This window comes from Novosphingobium sp. PY1 (assembly GCF_017312445.1).
Taxonomy (GTDB): Bacteria; Pseudomonadota; Alphaproteobacteria; order Sphingomonadales; family Sphingomonadaceae; genus Novosphingobium.
The window spans coordinates 124,306-139,044 of the sequence record NZ_BLTI01000006.1 but is presented as its reverse complement, the minus strand read 5'-3'; the positions used below and the strand labels follow the sequence as shown (position 1 = coordinate 139,044).

16 protein-coding genes are annotated in these 14,739 nt (G+C 64.8%); all 16 read right to left on the bottom strand.

The features are described 5' to 3' along the window. Position 1: 1 nt before the first annotated feature. From J3474_RS08750 to J3474_RS08675, 16 genes are read right to left on the bottom strand one after another with little or no spacing between them, the layout of a single operon-like run. On the bottom strand, positions 2–1,204 hold the full coding sequence (locus J3474_RS08750) for an acetyl-CoA C-acyltransferase (RefSeq protein WP_207093835.1): 1,203 nt from the start codon (positions 1,202–1,204) through the stop codon (positions 2–4). Positions 1,205–1,218: 14 nt separating this feature from the next. Continuing rightward, positions 1,219–1,596: a steroid Delta-isomerase gene (locus tag J3474_RS08745; RefSeq protein WP_207093834.1), complete on the bottom strand. Its 378-nt coding sequence runs from the start codon at positions 1,594–1,596 to the stop codon at positions 1,219–1,221. Continuing rightward, positions 1,596–2,066 (bottom strand): MaoC family dehydratase, encoded by a 471-nt coding sequence (locus tag J3474_RS08740; RefSeq protein WP_207093833.1) that lies wholly within the window; start codon positions 2,064–2,066, stop codon positions 1,596–1,598. Before J3474_RS08740 ends, J3474_RS08745 begins: the two co-directional genes overlap by 1 nt. Continuing rightward, complete coding sequence (locus tag J3474_RS08735) at positions 2,063–2,848, bottom strand: SDR family oxidoreductase (RefSeq protein ID WP_013836494.1); 786 nt, start codon at positions 2,846–2,848, stop codon at positions 2,063–2,065. The genes J3474_RS08740 and J3474_RS08735 overlap by 4 nt, the downstream gene beginning before the upstream one ends. After that, entirely contained in the window at positions 2,845–4,023 is a 1,179-nt protein-coding gene (locus J3474_RS08730; RefSeq protein WP_207093832.1) for an acyl-CoA dehydrogenase family protein, read from the bottom strand. The genes J3474_RS08735 and J3474_RS08730 overlap by 4 nt, the downstream gene beginning before the upstream one ends. Next, on the bottom strand, positions 4,020–5,072 hold the full coding sequence (locus tag J3474_RS08725) for an acyl-CoA dehydrogenase family protein (RefSeq protein ID WP_207093831.1): 1,053 nt from the start codon (positions 5,070–5,072) through the stop codon (positions 4,020–4,022). Before J3474_RS08725 ends, J3474_RS08730 begins: the two co-directional genes overlap by 4 nt. Before the next feature lie 3 nt (positions 5,073–5,075). Continuing rightward, complete coding sequence (locus J3474_RS08720; protein ID WP_207093830.1) at positions 5,076–5,981, bottom strand: SDR family oxidoreductase; 906 nt, start codon at positions 5,979–5,981, stop codon at positions 5,076–5,078. 19 nt (positions 5,982–6,000) lie between these two features. After that, positions 6,001–7,152 carry an acetyl-CoA C-acetyltransferase gene (locus tag J3474_RS08715; RefSeq protein ID WP_207093829.1) on the bottom strand — a complete coding sequence of 384 codons (1,152 nt, stop codon included), beginning with the start codon at positions 7,150–7,152 and terminating at the stop codon, positions 6,001–6,003. Continuing rightward, positions 7,145–8,176: an acyl-CoA dehydrogenase family protein gene (locus J3474_RS08710; RefSeq protein ID WP_207093828.1), complete on the bottom strand. Its 1,032-nt coding sequence runs from the start codon at positions 8,174–8,176 to the stop codon at positions 7,145–7,147. The genes J3474_RS08715 and J3474_RS08710 overlap by 8 nt, the downstream gene beginning before the upstream one ends. A gap of 14 nt (positions 8,177–8,190) precedes the next feature. Continuing rightward, positions 8,191–9,345, bottom strand: coding sequence for an acyl-CoA dehydrogenase (locus tag J3474_RS08705; protein ID WP_207093827.1), 1,155 nt, complete (start codon positions 9,343–9,345; stop codon positions 8,191–8,193). Then, the gene (locus tag J3474_RS08700) at positions 9,345–10,100 is read right to left on the bottom strand and encodes an enoyl-CoA hydratase family protein (protein WP_207093826.1); all 756 of its coding nucleotides are present in this window, start codon (positions 10,098–10,100) and stop codon (positions 9,345–9,347) included. Before J3474_RS08700 ends, J3474_RS08705 begins: the two co-directional genes overlap by 1 nt. Positions 10,101–10,111: 11 nt before the next feature. Continuing rightward, the gene (locus J3474_RS08695; RefSeq protein ID WP_207093825.1) at positions 10,112–11,200 is read right to left on the bottom strand and encodes a nitronate monooxygenase family protein; all 1,089 of its coding nucleotides are present in this window, start codon (positions 11,198–11,200) and stop codon (positions 10,112–10,114) included. After that, on the bottom strand, positions 11,200–12,099 hold the full coding sequence (locus J3474_RS08690) for an enoyl-CoA hydratase (RefSeq protein ID WP_013836503.1): 900 nt from the start codon (positions 12,097–12,099) through the stop codon (positions 11,200–11,202). The genes J3474_RS08695 and J3474_RS08690 overlap by 1 nt, the downstream gene beginning before the upstream one ends. Before the next feature lie 25 nt (positions 12,100–12,124). Continuing rightward, positions 12,125–12,928: a CoA-transferase subunit beta gene (locus J3474_RS08685; RefSeq protein ID WP_013836504.1), complete on the bottom strand. Its 804-nt coding sequence runs from the start codon at positions 12,926–12,928 to the stop codon at positions 12,125–12,127. Next, the gene (locus J3474_RS08680) at positions 12,928–13,809 is read right to left on the bottom strand and encodes a CoA transferase subunit A (protein WP_376706521.1); all 882 of its coding nucleotides are present in this window, start codon (positions 13,807–13,809) and stop codon (positions 12,928–12,930) included. Before J3474_RS08680 ends, J3474_RS08685 begins: the two co-directional genes overlap by 1 nt. Continuing rightward, positions 13,806–14,735 carry a VOC family protein gene (locus J3474_RS08675; protein ID WP_013836506.1) on the bottom strand — a complete coding sequence of 310 codons (930 nt, stop codon included), beginning with the start codon at positions 14,733–14,735 and terminating at the stop codon, positions 13,806–13,808. Before J3474_RS08675 ends, J3474_RS08680 begins: the two co-directional genes overlap by 4 nt. Positions 14,736–14,739 lie beyond the last annotated feature (4 nt).

Sequence of the window (14,739 nt, the reverse complement as noted above, 5' to 3'; positions counted from 1 at the left end):
GTCAGACGACTTCGAACAGACCGGCAGCGCCCATGCCGCCAGCCACGCACATCGAGACGACGACGTACTTCACGCCGCGCCGCTTGCCTTCGATCAGGGCATGGCCCACGAGGCGCGATCCGGTCATGCCGAATGGATGGCCGATGGCGATGCCGCCACCATTGACGTTGAGCTTTTCCGGATCGATGCCCAGCTGCTGCTGGCAATAGATCGCCTGGCTGGCGAAGGCCTCGTTGATTTCCCAAAGGCCGATGTCGTCGACCTTCAATCCAGCGCGCTCGAGCAGCTTGGGAACCGCGAAGACCGGCCCGATGCCCATCTCGTCCGCGCCGCAACCCGCAACCTGAAAGCCGCGATAGAGACCGAGGATCGGCAAGCCTTCCTTCTGCGCGGTGGCATGGTCCATGAGCACCTGCGCGGAAGCACCGTCCGAAAGCTGGCTGGCGTTGCCGGCGGTGATGTGCCTGCCCTCCTTGACGACCTGGCCGTTCCTGAAAACGGGCTTCAGCTCCTGAAGCTTCTCGAAGGTCGTCCCGGCACGAATGCCTTCGTCCTTCGTCAGCGTGACCTCTTCCTTGCCGGTCTCGTTGCCTTCCTTGTCGAACAGCGCCTTGGTGACGGTGATCGGCGCGATCTCGTCATCGAACCTGCCCGCTTCCTGCGCGGCGGCGGCGCGGCTCTGGCTGAGCGCGGCGAAGCGGTCCTGCGCTTCGCGGCTCACCCCATAGCGGTCGGCAACGATCTCGGCCGTCTCGATCATCGCCATGTAGGCGTAAGGATCGTGCTCCTTCACCCATTCCGAACGGTTGCGGAAGCTGGGATAGTGCTTGTCGAGCGTGAGCGAAACGTTCTCGGTACCGCCCGAAAGCGCGCAGTCGATCTCGCCCGCGATGATGCCGCGCGCCGCGAAGGCGAGCGCGTTGAGGCCCGAGGAGCACTTGCGGTCCAGGGCAAAGCCGCAGGTCGTATCCGGCAGGACCGAGCCATGTACGGCAAGACGGCCGATGTTGTAGCTTTGCGTGTTCCACTGGTTCGCGCAGCCCATGTATACGTCATCGATCCGGGCCGGATCGATCCCGGCGCGCTCTATGGCCGCGTTGACGACGTGGGCGGCCATGCGCGGCGCCTCGGTGTCGTTGAACGCACCGCGATAGGCCTTGCCGACACCGGTGCGGGCGGTGGAAATGATTGCTGCTTCGCGCATCGTGTCAGTCCTTGTCAGGAGAAGCCGTGCATGTTCTGCGGCCCGAAGTAGGCGCGCATCTCGATGACTTCGTTGTTTTCATTGAAGCGGAACGTGTCGATTACATCGACACGCTGGTCGCGGCCCTCCCAGTGCAGGTGAACCGAGAAAGCAAAGGCCGCATGATCGGCAGCGACGCGCACCGGCCCTTCGAGCTTGAGCTGCGCGCCGGTCTGCATCGACTGCGTATAGAATGCCCGGATCGCCTCGCGTCCGACGTGAGGCGGGGTCCCGACAGGGTCCTCGACCGTTGCATCCCCAGCAAAAAGTGCGGCCACGCGCTCCGGGTTGCCTTCAGCGAAGGCGGCGACGTATTCGTGGACGGCGGCTTCCATCTTGGCGGGATCGGGCATTATTCTGTCTCCGGAAAATAGCGGCTGATGGTGTCGATCACGAGCGCCGGCTTGTCGCTTCCCTCGATCTCGATCGTGACCCGCACGGTGGACTGGATCGCACCCTTCACTTCCTCGACCCTGACGATCTCTCCAGAGCCGCGAATGCGCGAGCCGACAAGCACGGGCGAAAGGAAGCGGGTCTTGTCCATGCCCACGTTCACGCCGGCCGCAAAGCGGCGAACCTCGATCATCTGCGGCAGGAACATGTTGACGAGGCTCAGCGTCAGGTAGCCATGAGCGATCGTAGAGCCGAAAGGCCCGTCCTTGGCCCGCTCCACGTCGACGTGGATCCACTGGTGATCGCCGGTGACATCGGCAAAGCCGTTCACCCGCTCCTGATCGATCGGCAGCCATTCGGTCGGGCCGAGCTGAGTGCCTTCCGCGCCGATCAGGTCGGTCGGGCGTTCGAATATCTTCGGCGCGCTCATGCGTGCTGGCTCGATACCGGGACGATCTCGCCGGTCATGTAGCTCGACAGGTCGGAGGCGAGAAACATCATCACGTTGGCGACTTCCCAGACTTCGGCCGGGCGTCCGTAGGCTTCCTTCTTGACCAGTTCGGCCAGCGCCTCTTCGGTCGTCACCTTGGCAAGGAAGGGGTGCATCGCAAGGCTGGGCGCCACGGCGTTGATACGCACGCCGTGATCGGCCGCCTCGAGGGCGCTGCAGCGCGTAAATGCCATCACGCCGGCCTTGGCCGCCGCATAATGGGCCTGCCCCCTCTGCGCGCGCCAGCCCAGAACCGACGCGTTGTTGACCATGACCCCGGACTTGGCAGCATACATCGAAGGCAGGAAGGCGCGGGTCATGCGAAACAGGCTGGTAAGCGTGACGTCGAGCACGCGGCTCCACTGCTCGTCGGTCATGTCGACGACACTGACTTCGCCGCCAAGGCCCGCATTGTTGATGAGCACGTCAACCTTGCCGAGCGCCGCAAGCGCGCCATCGCGCAGGCCCTGCACCGCCGCTTCGCTGGTGACGTCGCACACCCAGGTAGCCGGACGTTCGCAACCAACTTCATCGGCGATGCGGTCAGCCGCTTCGCCGAGACGACGCTCGTGGAAGTCGCTGATAAGCAGTCTGGCGCCCTCTTCGGCGGCGCGCTTGGCAGCCGAAAAGCCGATGCCGGTACCGGCGGCGGCAGTGACCACCACGGTCTTGCCCTTCAGCAGGCCGAGGGGCGCGGGATAGGAAGGAACGGGAACGGTCATTTGTCACCTCGAGGTTCGCGGGGAAGGCCAAGGCCGCGCTCCGCGATCAGGTTGCGCTGGATCTGGTTGGTGCCGCCGTAGATCGTGTCCGAGCGGCTGAAGAGAAACATGTTGGGCAGCAGCGACCACTCGTAGGCCTCGCCGCCTGCGATCTCTCCGGCCTGACCGAGCACTTCCATCGCCAGTTCGCCGAGGTCGCGTCGCCAGGTCGCCCACTGGATCTTGTAGGTCAGCGCTGCACCGTCGATGGCGGCGTGATCGGTATTGGAGAGCATCCTCAGCGCGCCGTAGCGCATGAGGTTGAGCCCGATTTCAGCCCTGGCGATCTTCTGGCGGGTAACGGGATCCGCGGCCTTGCCGTTAGTTCTGGCCGCAGCGACGATCGCGTCAAGCTCGTTGCGGAACTGCATCTGCTGCGCCAGCGTCGAGACACCGCGCTCGAACGCGAGCAGGCCCATGGCCACGCCCCAGCCTTTCCCGGGCTCACCCAGCGTGGCATCTGCCGGGCACCGCGCCTCGTCAAGGAAGGTCTCGTTGAACTCGGCCTCGCCATTCATCTGGCGAATTGGGCGAACTTCGATACCGGGCTGGTCCATGTCCATCAGCAGGAACGACAAGCCCTTGGGCCCCTTCGACCCTTCCTCGCTGCGGGCAACGACGAAGATATAGTCCGAGAAGTGGGCAAGGCTGGTCCACACCTTCTGCCCGGTCACGACCCACTCGTCGCCTTCGAGGCGCGCCTTGGTCTTGACATTGGCGAGGTCCGAACCGGCATTGGGTTCCGAATAGCCCTGGCACCAGATCTGCGTGCCGGCGGCAATGCCGGGCAGGTAGCGGGCCTTCTGCTCCTGCGTCCCGAAGGCGAGGATCGTGGGCCCGGCCAGCTCGACACCGATATGGTTGATGCGGTTGGGCGCACCGGCGCGCGCATATTCTTCGGCGAAGATGACCTGCTGCGCCAAGGTGGCATCGCGCCCCCCCCATTCGACGGGCCAACCGATGCACGACCACCTGTGCGCGGCAAGCTGCCGCTCCCACTCCTTGCGACGCTCGACCTTGGAAACGAGGTTGGAGATACCGGCGATATCCTTGAACTCTCCGGCCATCTGGCCTTGCAGCCACTGCGCAGCCTCGGCGCGGAAGGCCTCGTCTTCGGCGGAAAATCCCAGCTTCATGCGGCTTCTCCGATCGTCAGACGGGCAACCTGTTCGCGGTGCCAGTCCCCGTCGCCCATCATCGAGCGGATCGAGGTGGCGCGCTTGAAGAACAGGTGCGCGTCATGCTCCCAGGTGAACCCGATGCCCCCGTGGAGCTGGATCATGTGCCCGGCGCATTCGAAATAGGTGTCGGCGCAAAAGGCCTTGGCGCAATGCAGGGCAAGCTGCGCCTCCGGCGCGCCTTCATCGACTGCGCATGCCGCCCAGTAAACGGCAGAGCGCGCCTGCTCGATTAGCACCATCATATCCGCCAGACGGTGCTTGTATGCCTGGAACGAGCCGATCGGTCGACCGAACTGCATGCGCTCGGTCGAATACTGCACCGTGCGCTCCAGCGTCGCCTGTGCGCCGCCCAGCGCCTCTGCGGCAAGGCAGACCCACCCGGCGGCATGCAGCGCGTTGCGCGCGCCAGCAAAGTCCAGCGCCGCTCCTGCCGCGCCGTCGAGGGTGACGGTCGCGAGCGGCCGCGTCTGGTCCATCGTCGTATGCCTCGTGACGGTCACGCCTGCGTCCCCGGTCGCTACCAACCAGGCGGCGTCCTCGCCCACCAGAACGAGCACATCGGCAAGCCCGCCATGCGCGACGAACGGAACCGTGCCGGAAAGCCTGCCACCTACAGCCCGGATTGCAGGCGCATGGGCCGCTGCCGCAATCGCCTCACCGGAAACGAGCGCCCCCAGCCACTGCTCCTTCTGGGCAGCGCTTCCCCCTGCTGCAATCGCCTGCCCCGCGGTAGCAAGCCCAAGCAATGGGATGGCAGAGACTTGCGATCCAGCCGCTTCGGCCACGATCGCAAGCTCCACCATCCCCAGCCCGACACCGCCGTCCTCCTCAGCGATGCCGATGCCGGAAAGCCCCAGTTCCATGCAGAACGACGCCCACAATTCGCGGTCGATCCCATCGGCTTCCATCGCCGCACGGGTCCGCTCGCTCGTGGCGTTCTCGGCGAAGAAGGCCTGCACCGTCTCCGCGATCATCGCCTGCTCTTCGTTGAAGGCGAATTCCATGCCTCAACCTGCCCCGTAGACGGGCTTGGCCGGCGCGCGGTCTTCGAGCAGCTTGCGCACGATCGGATCGAGTTCGCCCGGCTCGAAGCGCGCGCCCTTGTCGATCGAAGGACTGTCGGTCCAACCCTGCGAAAGGAAGATCTCTCCGCCCTTCAGTTCGAAGACCTGCCCAGTTACCCCCTTCGACTGCGCCGAGACGAGGTAGGAGACAAGCGGCGCCATGTTCTCGGGTGCGAAGACGTCGAATTCGCCGTCCTTCACATCCATGTCGAAAGCGCCGGTATCGGTCATGCGCGTGCGGGCATTGGGGGCAAGAGCATTGGCGGTCACGCCAAGGCGCGCCAGCTCGGCCGCCTGAACCAGTGTCAGGGTCGCGATGCCGCCCTTCGCGGTCGAGTAGGCCGACTGGCCGACCGATCCCTGCAGGCCCGCCCCGCTGGTGGTATTGATGATGCGTCCGTCGACGGGCTTGCCCGCCTTGGACTGGCCGCGCCAGTATTCGGCAGCGTGGCGCGAAGTGCAGAAATGACCGCGCAAGTGCACGCGGATCACCGCATCCCATTCTTCCGGGCTGCAAGTGAAGAACATGCGGTCGCGCACGAAGCCGGCATTGTTGACGACCGCGTGCAGCTCACCGAAATTGTCCAGCGCCGCCTCGACCATGCGCTTGCCGGCATCCCATTCGGCCACGTCATCGGTATTGGCGACCGCCTCGCCGCCCATCGCGCGGATCTCGTCAACCACGCGCTCGGCCGCGCCCCTGGTCTCGCCGTCCTCACCATGCGTACCGACGCCCAGGTCATTGACGACCAGCCTGCAGCCTTCTGCCGCCAGTCCCAGCGCATAGGCCTTGCCCAGCCCGTTGCCAGCGCCGGTGACGATCGCGACGCGACCCTCGCAGATACCCATTATCCAGTCCTCTCGTGTCTCAAAGTCGTTCGATGATGGTGACGTTGGCCTGACCGCCGCCTTCGCACATGGTCTGCAGGCCGTACCGGCCGCCGGTGCGCTCCAGCGCGCCCAGCAGCGTCGTCATCAGGCGTGCACCGGTTGCACCTATGGGATGACCCAGCGCAATCGCACCGCCCTGCACGTTCACTTTCTCATGCGGGATGTTCAGCTCCTTCATCCAGGCCATCGTGACACTGGCAAAGGCCTCGTTGCATTCGAACAGGTCGATGTCCTCGACGCGCATCCCGGCCTTCTGCAGGGCGTACTGCGTCGCCGGGATCGGGCCGGTGAGCATCCACACCGGGTTCGCGGCCCGCACCGACAGGTGATGGATGCGCGCGCGCGGCGTCAGGCCGTGTTCCTTGACCGCCCGTTCGCCGGCGATCAGAAGCGCGGCGGCGGCATCGCAGTTCTGGCTGGCAACACCGGCGGTGATCGTCCCGCCTTCACGCACCGGGCTGAGCGCCGCGAGCCCTTCGAGCGTTGTCGCAGGCCGGATCGTCTCATCCATGCCGAGCCCTTCGAACTGGGCCACTTCGCGATCGAACCAACCGGCATCCCAGGCGGCCTGCGCACGCTGGTGGCTGGTGAGCGCGAACTGCTCCATCGCCGCACGGCTGATGCCCCACTTCTCGGCGATCATCTCGGCCGAACGGATCTGGTTGACTTCCTCGTCGCCATAACGCGCATCCCAGCCCTTCGAGCCAAGGAACGGACTGTCGAAGCCATATGGCTGGCCGGCGAACATCGCAGCCGAAATGGGAATGGCATTCATCGCCTGGCTGCCACCCGCGACGACAAGATCCTGCGTGCCCGACATCACGCCCTGCGCGGCAAAGTGAACGGCCTGCTGGGAGGAACCGCACTGGCGGTCTATCGTCACGCCCGGCACGTGCTGGGGCATTCCGGCGACCAGCCATGCAGTACGCCCGATATCGCCGGCTTGCGGTCCGATCGTGTCGCAGCAGCCCCACACGACATCGTCGACAAGATTGGCATCGATCCCCGTACGCGCGACCAGCGCCTTGATCGGATGCGCGCCAAGATCGGCAGGATGAACCTGCGCAAGACTACCCTTCTTGCGGCCGATGGGCGTACGGACGGCATCAACAATGTATGCTTCAGGCATGGACTGTCTCGCGTGCAAAAGTCTGGTCTGGGCCAAGCGGCTGCGCCGCAATGCGATGCATGATCCGCTGGCGGTGGAAGTAGGGCGTGCCCCACGAACTGGTCAGCGCAAGTGTGCGCTTGAGGAAGAGGTGGACGTCCACTTCCCAGCTGTACCCCATCGCGCCGTGCACCTGGATCGAGGCGCGGGCGGCCTGATCGGCGGCCTCCAGAGCCACGAGCTTGGCATGGCTGATACGGGCGCGCGACTGGACATCGCCATGGGCGAGGTCGGCAGCCGCCGCCAGCACGACCGGGCGGGCGAACTCGATGGCGACCTGCGCCGAGGAAAGGTGGTGCTTCACCGCCTGATAGGTGCCGATGGGCTTGCCGAACTGCTGGCGTTCCTTGGCATATTCGACGGCGAGATCGACCGCGCGCTGGGCAAGGCCAAGACCCTGCGCGGCGGCGAACAGGGCGCCGCGATCGAGCGCGAGCTCCCAGTCCACCGCGCCGAGCGGCTGCGCCTTGGCAGGGTCCCACTCGACCGTATAGAGGCGGCGGAACGGGTCGATGCTCTCCTTGCGCTTCAGCGTAACGTCCTCGCGCGCCGCAAGGTAGGCTTCGTCCTCTTTGTGCAGGATCAGGGCACTGGCGGCTTCGGCATCGGCGACATAAGGGTTAGCCGGGTGCTGGATCGCAACGATCGCCGCCGGATCGGCCATCAGTTCGATGTCCGGGCGCGCGGCGGCCAGCAGCGGCGTCGCGATGCCTGCACTCTCAACCAAAGGATCAGGCAGCGCGTTGTAACCGGCAGCTTCGGCGATCACCGCGAAATCGAGTTCGCCAAGGCCCAGCCCGCCGGCTTCCTCGGGAAGCAGCACGAGGGGAAAGCCAGTATCGACGATCTGCGCCCAGCGCTCCTCGTCCAGCACCGCGCCGCTTTCCATCTGGCGGCGCCAGTGATCGGGCGTGCAGGTATCGGCGAAAAGCTGGCGGGCGGTTTCCGCGAACATCTGCTGCTCGTCGTTCAGGGTAAAGTCCATGGGCCTGTTCCCCCTTACTTGCGCGGCAGACCGAGCATGCGCTCGGCGATGATGTTGCGCTGGATCTCGTTCGACCCGGCGTAGATCGGCCCGGCGAGCGAGAAGATGTAATCGTCGATCCAATCGTGCGCGCCCGGCTCGCTCAGTACCTCGGCTTCCGGTCCAAGGATGGCCAGCGCGGTTCGATGCAGGTGAATGTCGAGTTCCGACCAGAAGATCTTGTTGGTCGAGGCTTCCGGACCGATCTTGGCGCCCGCCATCAGCCGCGAGGCGGTCTGATAGATCGACAGCGCATAGGCCTCTGCGTTCATGAAGGCGCGCACGACGTCGGCCTCCAGCGCGGGATCGACCCAAGGATCATCCTTGCGGGCCTGCCACAGCCTGGCCAGTTCCGCCGCCGCGACCTGATAGCGGGCCGGACTGCGCAGCATCAGGCCGCGCTCGAAGCCGGCCGTCGCCATGCAGATGTGCCAACCCTGCCCTTCCTCGCCGAGGCGATTGAAGGCGGGAACGCGCACGTTCTCGAGGAAGATTTCGGCAAAGCCGACGTGGCCGTTGATCTTCCGGATCGGATTTACCGTCACGCCCGGCGCGTCGAGCGGAAAGAAGATCAGGCTCATGCCATGGTGCCGCTCGCTGCCCGGCGCGCGAAACAGGCCGAAGGCCCAATCGGCGAAGGCGGCGCGGCTCGACCAGATCTTGTGCCCGTTGAGGACGTATTCATCGCCATCGAGAACGGCGGTCGCCCGAACACCGGCAAGGTCGCTGCCCGCCATCGGCTCGGACCAAGCCTGCGCCCAGATTTCCTCGCCCGAGGCCATCCTGGTCAGGAAGCGGGACTTCTGCTCGTGCGTGCCGAATTCCATCAGCGTCGGGCCAAGCAGGAAGATGCCGTTCTGGTTGACGCGGCCCGGCGCCCTGGCGCGGTAATATTCTTCCTCGAAGATCAGCCACTGGATCAGGTCGAGCCCGCGCCCGCCATATTCACTGGGCCAGGTGACCATACCCCAGTCGCCGGACTTGAGCGTCTTTTCCCATTCGCGGTGCGCCTCGAAGCCTTCGCGCGTGGCGTCGTAGTGTTCGAGCGGCGCCTTCGGCACATGCGCCTCCAGCCAGCTTCGCACTTCGGCGCGGAAAGCCTGCTGCTCGGGAGTGTAGCTCAGGTCCATCAGAACTTGGCCGCCTTGCCGGTCTCGACGAAGGCATCGCGGCTCTTCTGCGAATCCTCGTGCATGTACATTTCAAGCGTGAAGCCCTGCTCCCAGCGATAACCGCGATCGACGTCGCGCGCCTCGAGACCGTTCAGCGCCTCCTTGGCGATGACCAGCGCCTTGCGGCTCTTGGCGGCGACAAGCTCGCAGAAGGCGCGGGCTTCCTTCACGAGATCGGTGCGCGGGACCACCTTCTCGATCGCGCCGAGGCGGTAGGCCTCCTGCGCCGGGATATTGCCGCCTGTGAAGAACGCCGCGCGCACCTTGTGAAGCGGCAACATGCGCGACATGTGGCTAGCCCCGCCCATCGCGCCGCGATCGACCTCGGGCAGCGAGAAGAAGGCGTCATCGGCAGCGATGATCGTATCCGACGCACCGCAAATGCCGATGCCGCCGCCGATCACGAATTTGTGAACGGCGACCACGACCGGCACCTCGGCCTCGTGGATCGCCTTGAAGGTCAGGTAATTGCCGCGGTTGAGCACGGTAATGCGCTCTGGATGCGCCTGCATCTCCTTGATATCGACGCCGCCGCAGAAACCGCGCGATTCCTCGGCCGCGCGGATCAGCACGCAGTTGACGTCCGGGTTGCGCCCCGCCTCGGTGACGATCGCGGGGATCGACATCCAGGTTTCGCTGTCAAAGGCGTTCACCGGCGGCACGTCGAAGACGATTTCGGCGATGCGGTCCTTGATTGTCGTCGTTATCGGCATGTTGCGTCCTCTCAGGCAGCGCTGGCGGGCTGCGGTGCGGGCACGCCAAGGGCTTCGAGCCGCCCGCGCGCCTGTTCCATGATGCGGCCGACAAGCTGCTCGCATGTCGGGATTTCGGCGATGCGGCCGCCGACGACGCCGGTGGCCATGACGCCGTGTTCGACGTCGCCCTCGACGACGGCCTTCTGGATCAGCATCGGCATTGTCGCGGCCATCATTGCCTGCTTCAGGGGCATGGCGCCGTGCGCGGTCATGCCCTTTGCCGACCGGATGAACTCCAGCCACGAGGCCCCGGTCTGCTTCTTCATCTGAAGCCCTGCTTCCATGGCGCGCAGCCACATGCCCAGACTGCCCGATTCCTCGATGCGGTCCATCAGCTTGCTGCGGATCATGCGCTGGGGAATGCCGTCCAGCTTCGTGGTCACGACGATCGCGTCGGTCGAGGCCTTGAGGTATTCGGCCTTGGTGACATCGGGCACCGGGCTCTCCTGCGTCAACAGGAAGCGCGTCCCCATGGCGATGCCCACCGCGCCGTAAGCCAGCGCCGCGACGAGGCCGCGCCCGTCGGCAAAGCCGCCGCAGGCAATCACGGGAACGTCCACGCTGTCGAGCACTTGCGGAAGCAGGATCGTGGTGGGCACCGAACCTGTATGCCCGCCGCCCTCGCCGCCCTGAACGCTGACCATGTCGACACCCAGTTCGACCATTTTCTTCGCGTGCTTCACCGCGCCCACGGTGGGGATGCAGAGGATGCCCGCATCCTTGAAACGACCGATCATCCTGGCGTTCGGTCCCCGCCCGAAGCTGACCGCGCGCACCTGCTCGCGGTTCTCGAGGATCAGTTCGACGATCCTGTCGGCGCCGGGCTGGAACGAGTGGAAGTTGACGCCGAAGGGACGGTCGGTCCCCTTGCGCACGGCAAGGATCTTCTCGCGCACCTCATCGGGCGTCATGACCGCTGCGCCGAGAAAGCCGAAGGCCCCGGCATTGGAGCTGGCGATGACGAGCGAAGGCTCGGCCACCCAGCCCATCGCGGTCTGGATGATCGGGGCCGAACAGCCCAGCCTTTCGCAAAGAACCGTTTGAAGCGGATTGCCCATCAGCTTTCGCCCGCATCTTTCTTGTTGGCGCTCGCGGCCGACTTGCCGCTGACGCCCGCAATCGAATTGCCGGTGACGAGATCGTTCTGGGCATGGGCGAAGTGGTGCATGTGATAGACTGCATCCATCGCCGTGCGCTTGCCGCCCAGTTCCTCGACATGGTTCACGGCCTGCTTGGTCAGCCAGTTGCCTAGACGCGGCTGACCCGCAAGCTTTGCAGCCCAGGTGGCCACCGCGTCACGCAATTCGGCGCGCGGCACCAGCTTGTTGACCATGCCGAACTGCTCGGCGCGCTGCGCGCTCATGCGCTCGCCCAGCAGCAGGAACTCCTTGGCAATGCGCGGCGGCAATTCATAGGCATGGGCGAAGTATTCGACCCCGGGAATACCCATCAAGGGGTTCACCGGGTCCTGGAAGAACGCATCCTCGCTGGCCACGATCAGGTCGCAGACCCACGCGAGCATGAGGCCACCCGCCACGCAGGCGCCCTGCACCATGGCTATCGTCGGCTTGGGCACGTCACGCCAGCGCCGACACATGCCCAGGTACTGCTCCTTTTCGCGGGTGTAGAGCAGTTCCGCCGCCGGCTTGTTGGTGTGCGGGGCGACCATCAGCCGCTTGTCGAACTCGAAATGCAGGTCGCGCCCCGGCGTGCCGATGTCGTGCCCGGCGGAGAAGTGCTTGCCGTTGCCGCCCAGCACGATGCAGCGGACCTCGTCGTCATTCGTCGCGCGCATGAAGGCGTCATCGAGCGCATAAGTCATCTGCCCGTTCTGGGCATTGTTGAACGTCGGCCGGTTCATCATGATCCACGCGACATGGTCGATCACCTCGTAGGTGACTGGCTCGCCAGTCTCATAGACGATGTCGACTTTCTGCGGTTCGACGAAGTCGCTCATGGTCGCTCTCCAATGCACTTCTGGCTCAGCCGCGAAGGGCCGGCGGGTTATCCTTAATCACACTCGCGCGGATACCGTGCGGATCGAGCCGCGCGATGATCTCCAGCGCCTCGGCGCCCGGCAGCGGCGTTTGCGCAACGTCTTCAGCCAATTCGAGTGCGAAACCGGTCGCTTCCTGCACTTCGTCGAAGGTCACGCCGGGGTGCAACGAGACGACGCGCATCGCCCGGTTGCCCTCAGCGTCCTTGCCGCCGAAGTCGATCACGCACAGGTTGGTCACGATCGTGCGCAGGTCGACTCCGGAGTAGTTTCCGCCCGCAACGCGCTTGGCCGGATTATACCCCGCTCCCGAGATCATATCGACCTCGCCGGGCACGAAAACACGCGGACTGTGCGCCGGGAAGAAGAACGAATTGGGGTGGTAGATCGTGTTGCCAGGAAAGCCGCGCACGCCCAGCATCTGCGTCTTGGGCTGCTGGTATGTGCCGCCCATGTACGAGAGGTTGATCTGGCCGAAACGGTCGATCTGGGTCGGCGTGACCATCGCGTGGCGGCGCCCCGTCCACACCGCGCTGTCGAAGAAGCGCGAGAATGGGAGGTGCCCGGCAGGCTTGCGATCGTCGTAGGCACGCGGCCCGATCGGCACCGGCTGCTCGACCAGATAGCATTCACCATCGGTCATCATCAGTTCGGGACTGTGGGTCAGCTTGGCGAGACTGGCACCCAGACGCGGCACAGGGCCGACGCCCGTCGCGACGATTTCGCCATTGCCGCGGAAGGCCTCCGAGGCCGCGAAGATGCAGAGTTCTGTAAGGGTAACCTGGGTCATCAGAATATCGGGAGCGGAAGAGCCGCCACCGCCTCCTTTCCGCCATTGCTTTCAAGGTATTGCGCTTCGCTCGCGCCGACGAAGCGGTCTTTCACCGCATCCCAGTCGCCCGGGTCCTTCGCCGCGCCGGCGTAGGCCTTGAACGCCTTCATGTCCCAGCCATAGTGCGGGGGCATCGAGCTGGGATGAGCGCCGCAGTGCATCTCGACGACACCGCTCACGAAGCACCGCTCGAACAGGTTGGCCTGCGCGTGCTCGGGATAGTGGTCCTCCATGCGGTCCACCAGTTCCTCGCAAGACACGAAGGTCTTCTGCGCGGCTTTCGCGAACCACTCGTCATAATAGACGTCGGGCCCGTAGACCTGCACATTGCCGCGCCAGTCGGAACGGTTGACGTGGACCAGCGCGACATCGAGCTTGAGCGCTGGCATCGCAATCAGCGTCTCGCCGTCCGCGTAGGGCGATTGCACTGTCTTGAGCCCGCCCAGCTCGGCAAGATCGGTGCCCAGCCCGACACGGGTGGGCAGGAAAGGAAGCTGGAAGGCAGCTGCCTTCAGGCCCCACTGGAACATGCCCTCGTCCACTTCCAGGACTTCGAGCTTGCCACCCTCGCGCGCCTTGCGGAACCATGGTTCGAGCGGGATCGCATCAAGCGAGACGAATGCGAAGACAAGCTTCTTCACCTTGCCGGCCGCGCAAAGCATGCCGACATCGGCGCCGCCATAGGCAACGACGGTCAGGTCCTTGACGTCCGAACGCAGAAGCTCGCGCACCAGCGCCATCGGCTTGCGACGCGGACCCCAGCCGCCGATACCGACGGTCATACCGTCCCTGATCTGCGCGACGATTTCCGCCGCGCTCATCCGCTTGTCGAGCATCATGCCCCTTTCTCTTGTTCCTGCTGTTCCTTGAGGGCCTTCTGCCAGGCCCATTCATGGCCCCAGACGCTAATCCCTTCGTGCTTCGTCACTTCCCAGCTGGCCGGATCGATGATCAGGCTGTCGCACCCGATCTCGAGATCGAAACCCGAGGGAGTCTGTACGTAGAACCCTGTCGTCTCGTCGTTGACGTGGCGGCCCAGCGTGGCGCTTTCCGGGTAGCCGAAGCGCTTCATGCGATCGTGCGCCTTGCCCACCTCGATTAGGTCGGGAAGCTCCAGCATGATATGCACAGCGCCCGAAGGCGGAACCGGGCCTTCCCCGAAAGCGATAGAATGATGACGGCCGTTGTCCGCATGCAGGAAGGCAAAGCCCATCGACGGCGCATCCGGCCCCATCAGGTGAAAGCGCGGCATGTCGGTCTCGTGGAAACCCACGACATCGCGATGAAACGCAATGGTCTCCTCGAAATCGGGGGCGGAAAATACCGCATGGCCCATTCCAAGATCGCCGGTGAGAAATTCCGGCACGCCGATCGGAGAGACGAAAGGCTTATCGCTGCGCGCATCGCCGCAATAGAATTCAAGGCCGTTTCCGGCCGGATCGCTAGTCCGGAACATCGCCTCCGCACCGCGGCCTGCGGCCTCGTTCGCATCGGCCCATTCGACCGGGCGCGCGGCATCGCCTATCCTGACCGCCAGGGCATCGAGCGCGGCGCGATCGGTCAGTTCATATCCCGCCGCGACGAACCATTCGCGCGTGCCGGCCTCGATCCGGAAACGAAACACCCGATCATCCACGCGGTACAGCGCAGCGCCATCGGCAGCATCGGGCGCACGCATGGCTCCTGCGAACTGCGTGAGGAAGGTATTCCATTCCTCGGGCTTCGCCGTTTCGACGACGACATAGCCAAGTGCCTTGATACCCATGGTC

Coding starts and splice junctions, on each gene's coding strand:
- J3474_RS08750 (WP_207093835.1), bottom strand. CDS start 1,204: ATGCGCGAAGCAGCAATCATTTCCACCGCCCGCACCGGTGTCGGCAAG.
- J3474_RS08745 (WP_207093834.1), bottom strand. CDS start 1,596: ATGCCCGATCCCGCCAAGATGGAAGCCGCCGTCCACGAATACGTCGCC.
- J3474_RS08740 (WP_207093833.1), bottom strand. CDS start 2,066: ATGAGCGCGCCGAAGATATTCGAACGCCCGACCGACCTGATCGGCGCG.
- J3474_RS08735 (WP_013836494.1), bottom strand. CDS start 2,848: ATGACCGTTCCCGTTCCTTCCTATCCCGCGCCCCTCGGCCTGCTGAAG.
- J3474_RS08730 (WP_207093832.1), bottom strand. CDS start 4,023: ATGAAGCTGGGATTTTCCGCCGAAGACGAGGCCTTCCGCGCCGAGGCT.
- J3474_RS08725 (WP_207093831.1), bottom strand. CDS start 5,072: ATGGAATTCGCCTTCAACGAAGAGCAGGCGATGATCGCGGAGACGGTG.
- J3474_RS08720 (WP_207093830.1), bottom strand. CDS start 5,981: ATGGGTATCTGCGAGGGTCGCGTCGCGATCGTCACCGGCGCTGGCAAC.
- J3474_RS08715 (WP_207093829.1), bottom strand. CDS start 7,152: ATGCCTGAAGCATACATTGTTGATGCCGTCCGTACGCCCATCGGCCGC.
- J3474_RS08710 (WP_207093828.1), bottom strand. CDS start 8,176: ATGGACTTTACCCTGAACGACGAGCAGCAGATGTTCGCGGAAACCGCC.
- J3474_RS08705 (WP_207093827.1), bottom strand. CDS start 9,345: ATGGACCTGAGCTACACTCCCGAGCAGCAGGCTTTCCGCGCCGAAGTG.
- J3474_RS08700 (WP_207093826.1), bottom strand. CDS start 10,100: ATGCCGATAACGACGACAATCAAGGACCGCATCGCCGAAATCGTCTTC.
- J3474_RS08695 (WP_207093825.1), bottom strand. CDS start 11,200: ATGGGCAATCCGCTTCAAACGGTTCTTTGCGAAAGGCTGGGCTGTTCG.
- J3474_RS08690 (WP_013836503.1), bottom strand. CDS start 12,099: ATGAGCGACTTCGTCGAACCGCAGAAAGTCGACATCGTCTATGAGACT.
- J3474_RS08685 (WP_013836504.1), bottom strand. CDS start 12,928: ATGACCCAGGTTACCCTTACAGAACTCTGCATCTTCGCGGCCTCGGAG.
- J3474_RS08680 (WP_376706521.1), bottom strand. CDS start 13,809: ATGATGCTCGACAAGCGGATGAGCGCGGCGGAAATCGTCGCGCAGATC.
- J3474_RS08675 (WP_013836506.1), bottom strand. CDS start 14,735: ATGGGTATCAAGGCACTTGGCTATGTCGTCGTCGAAACGGCGAAGCCC.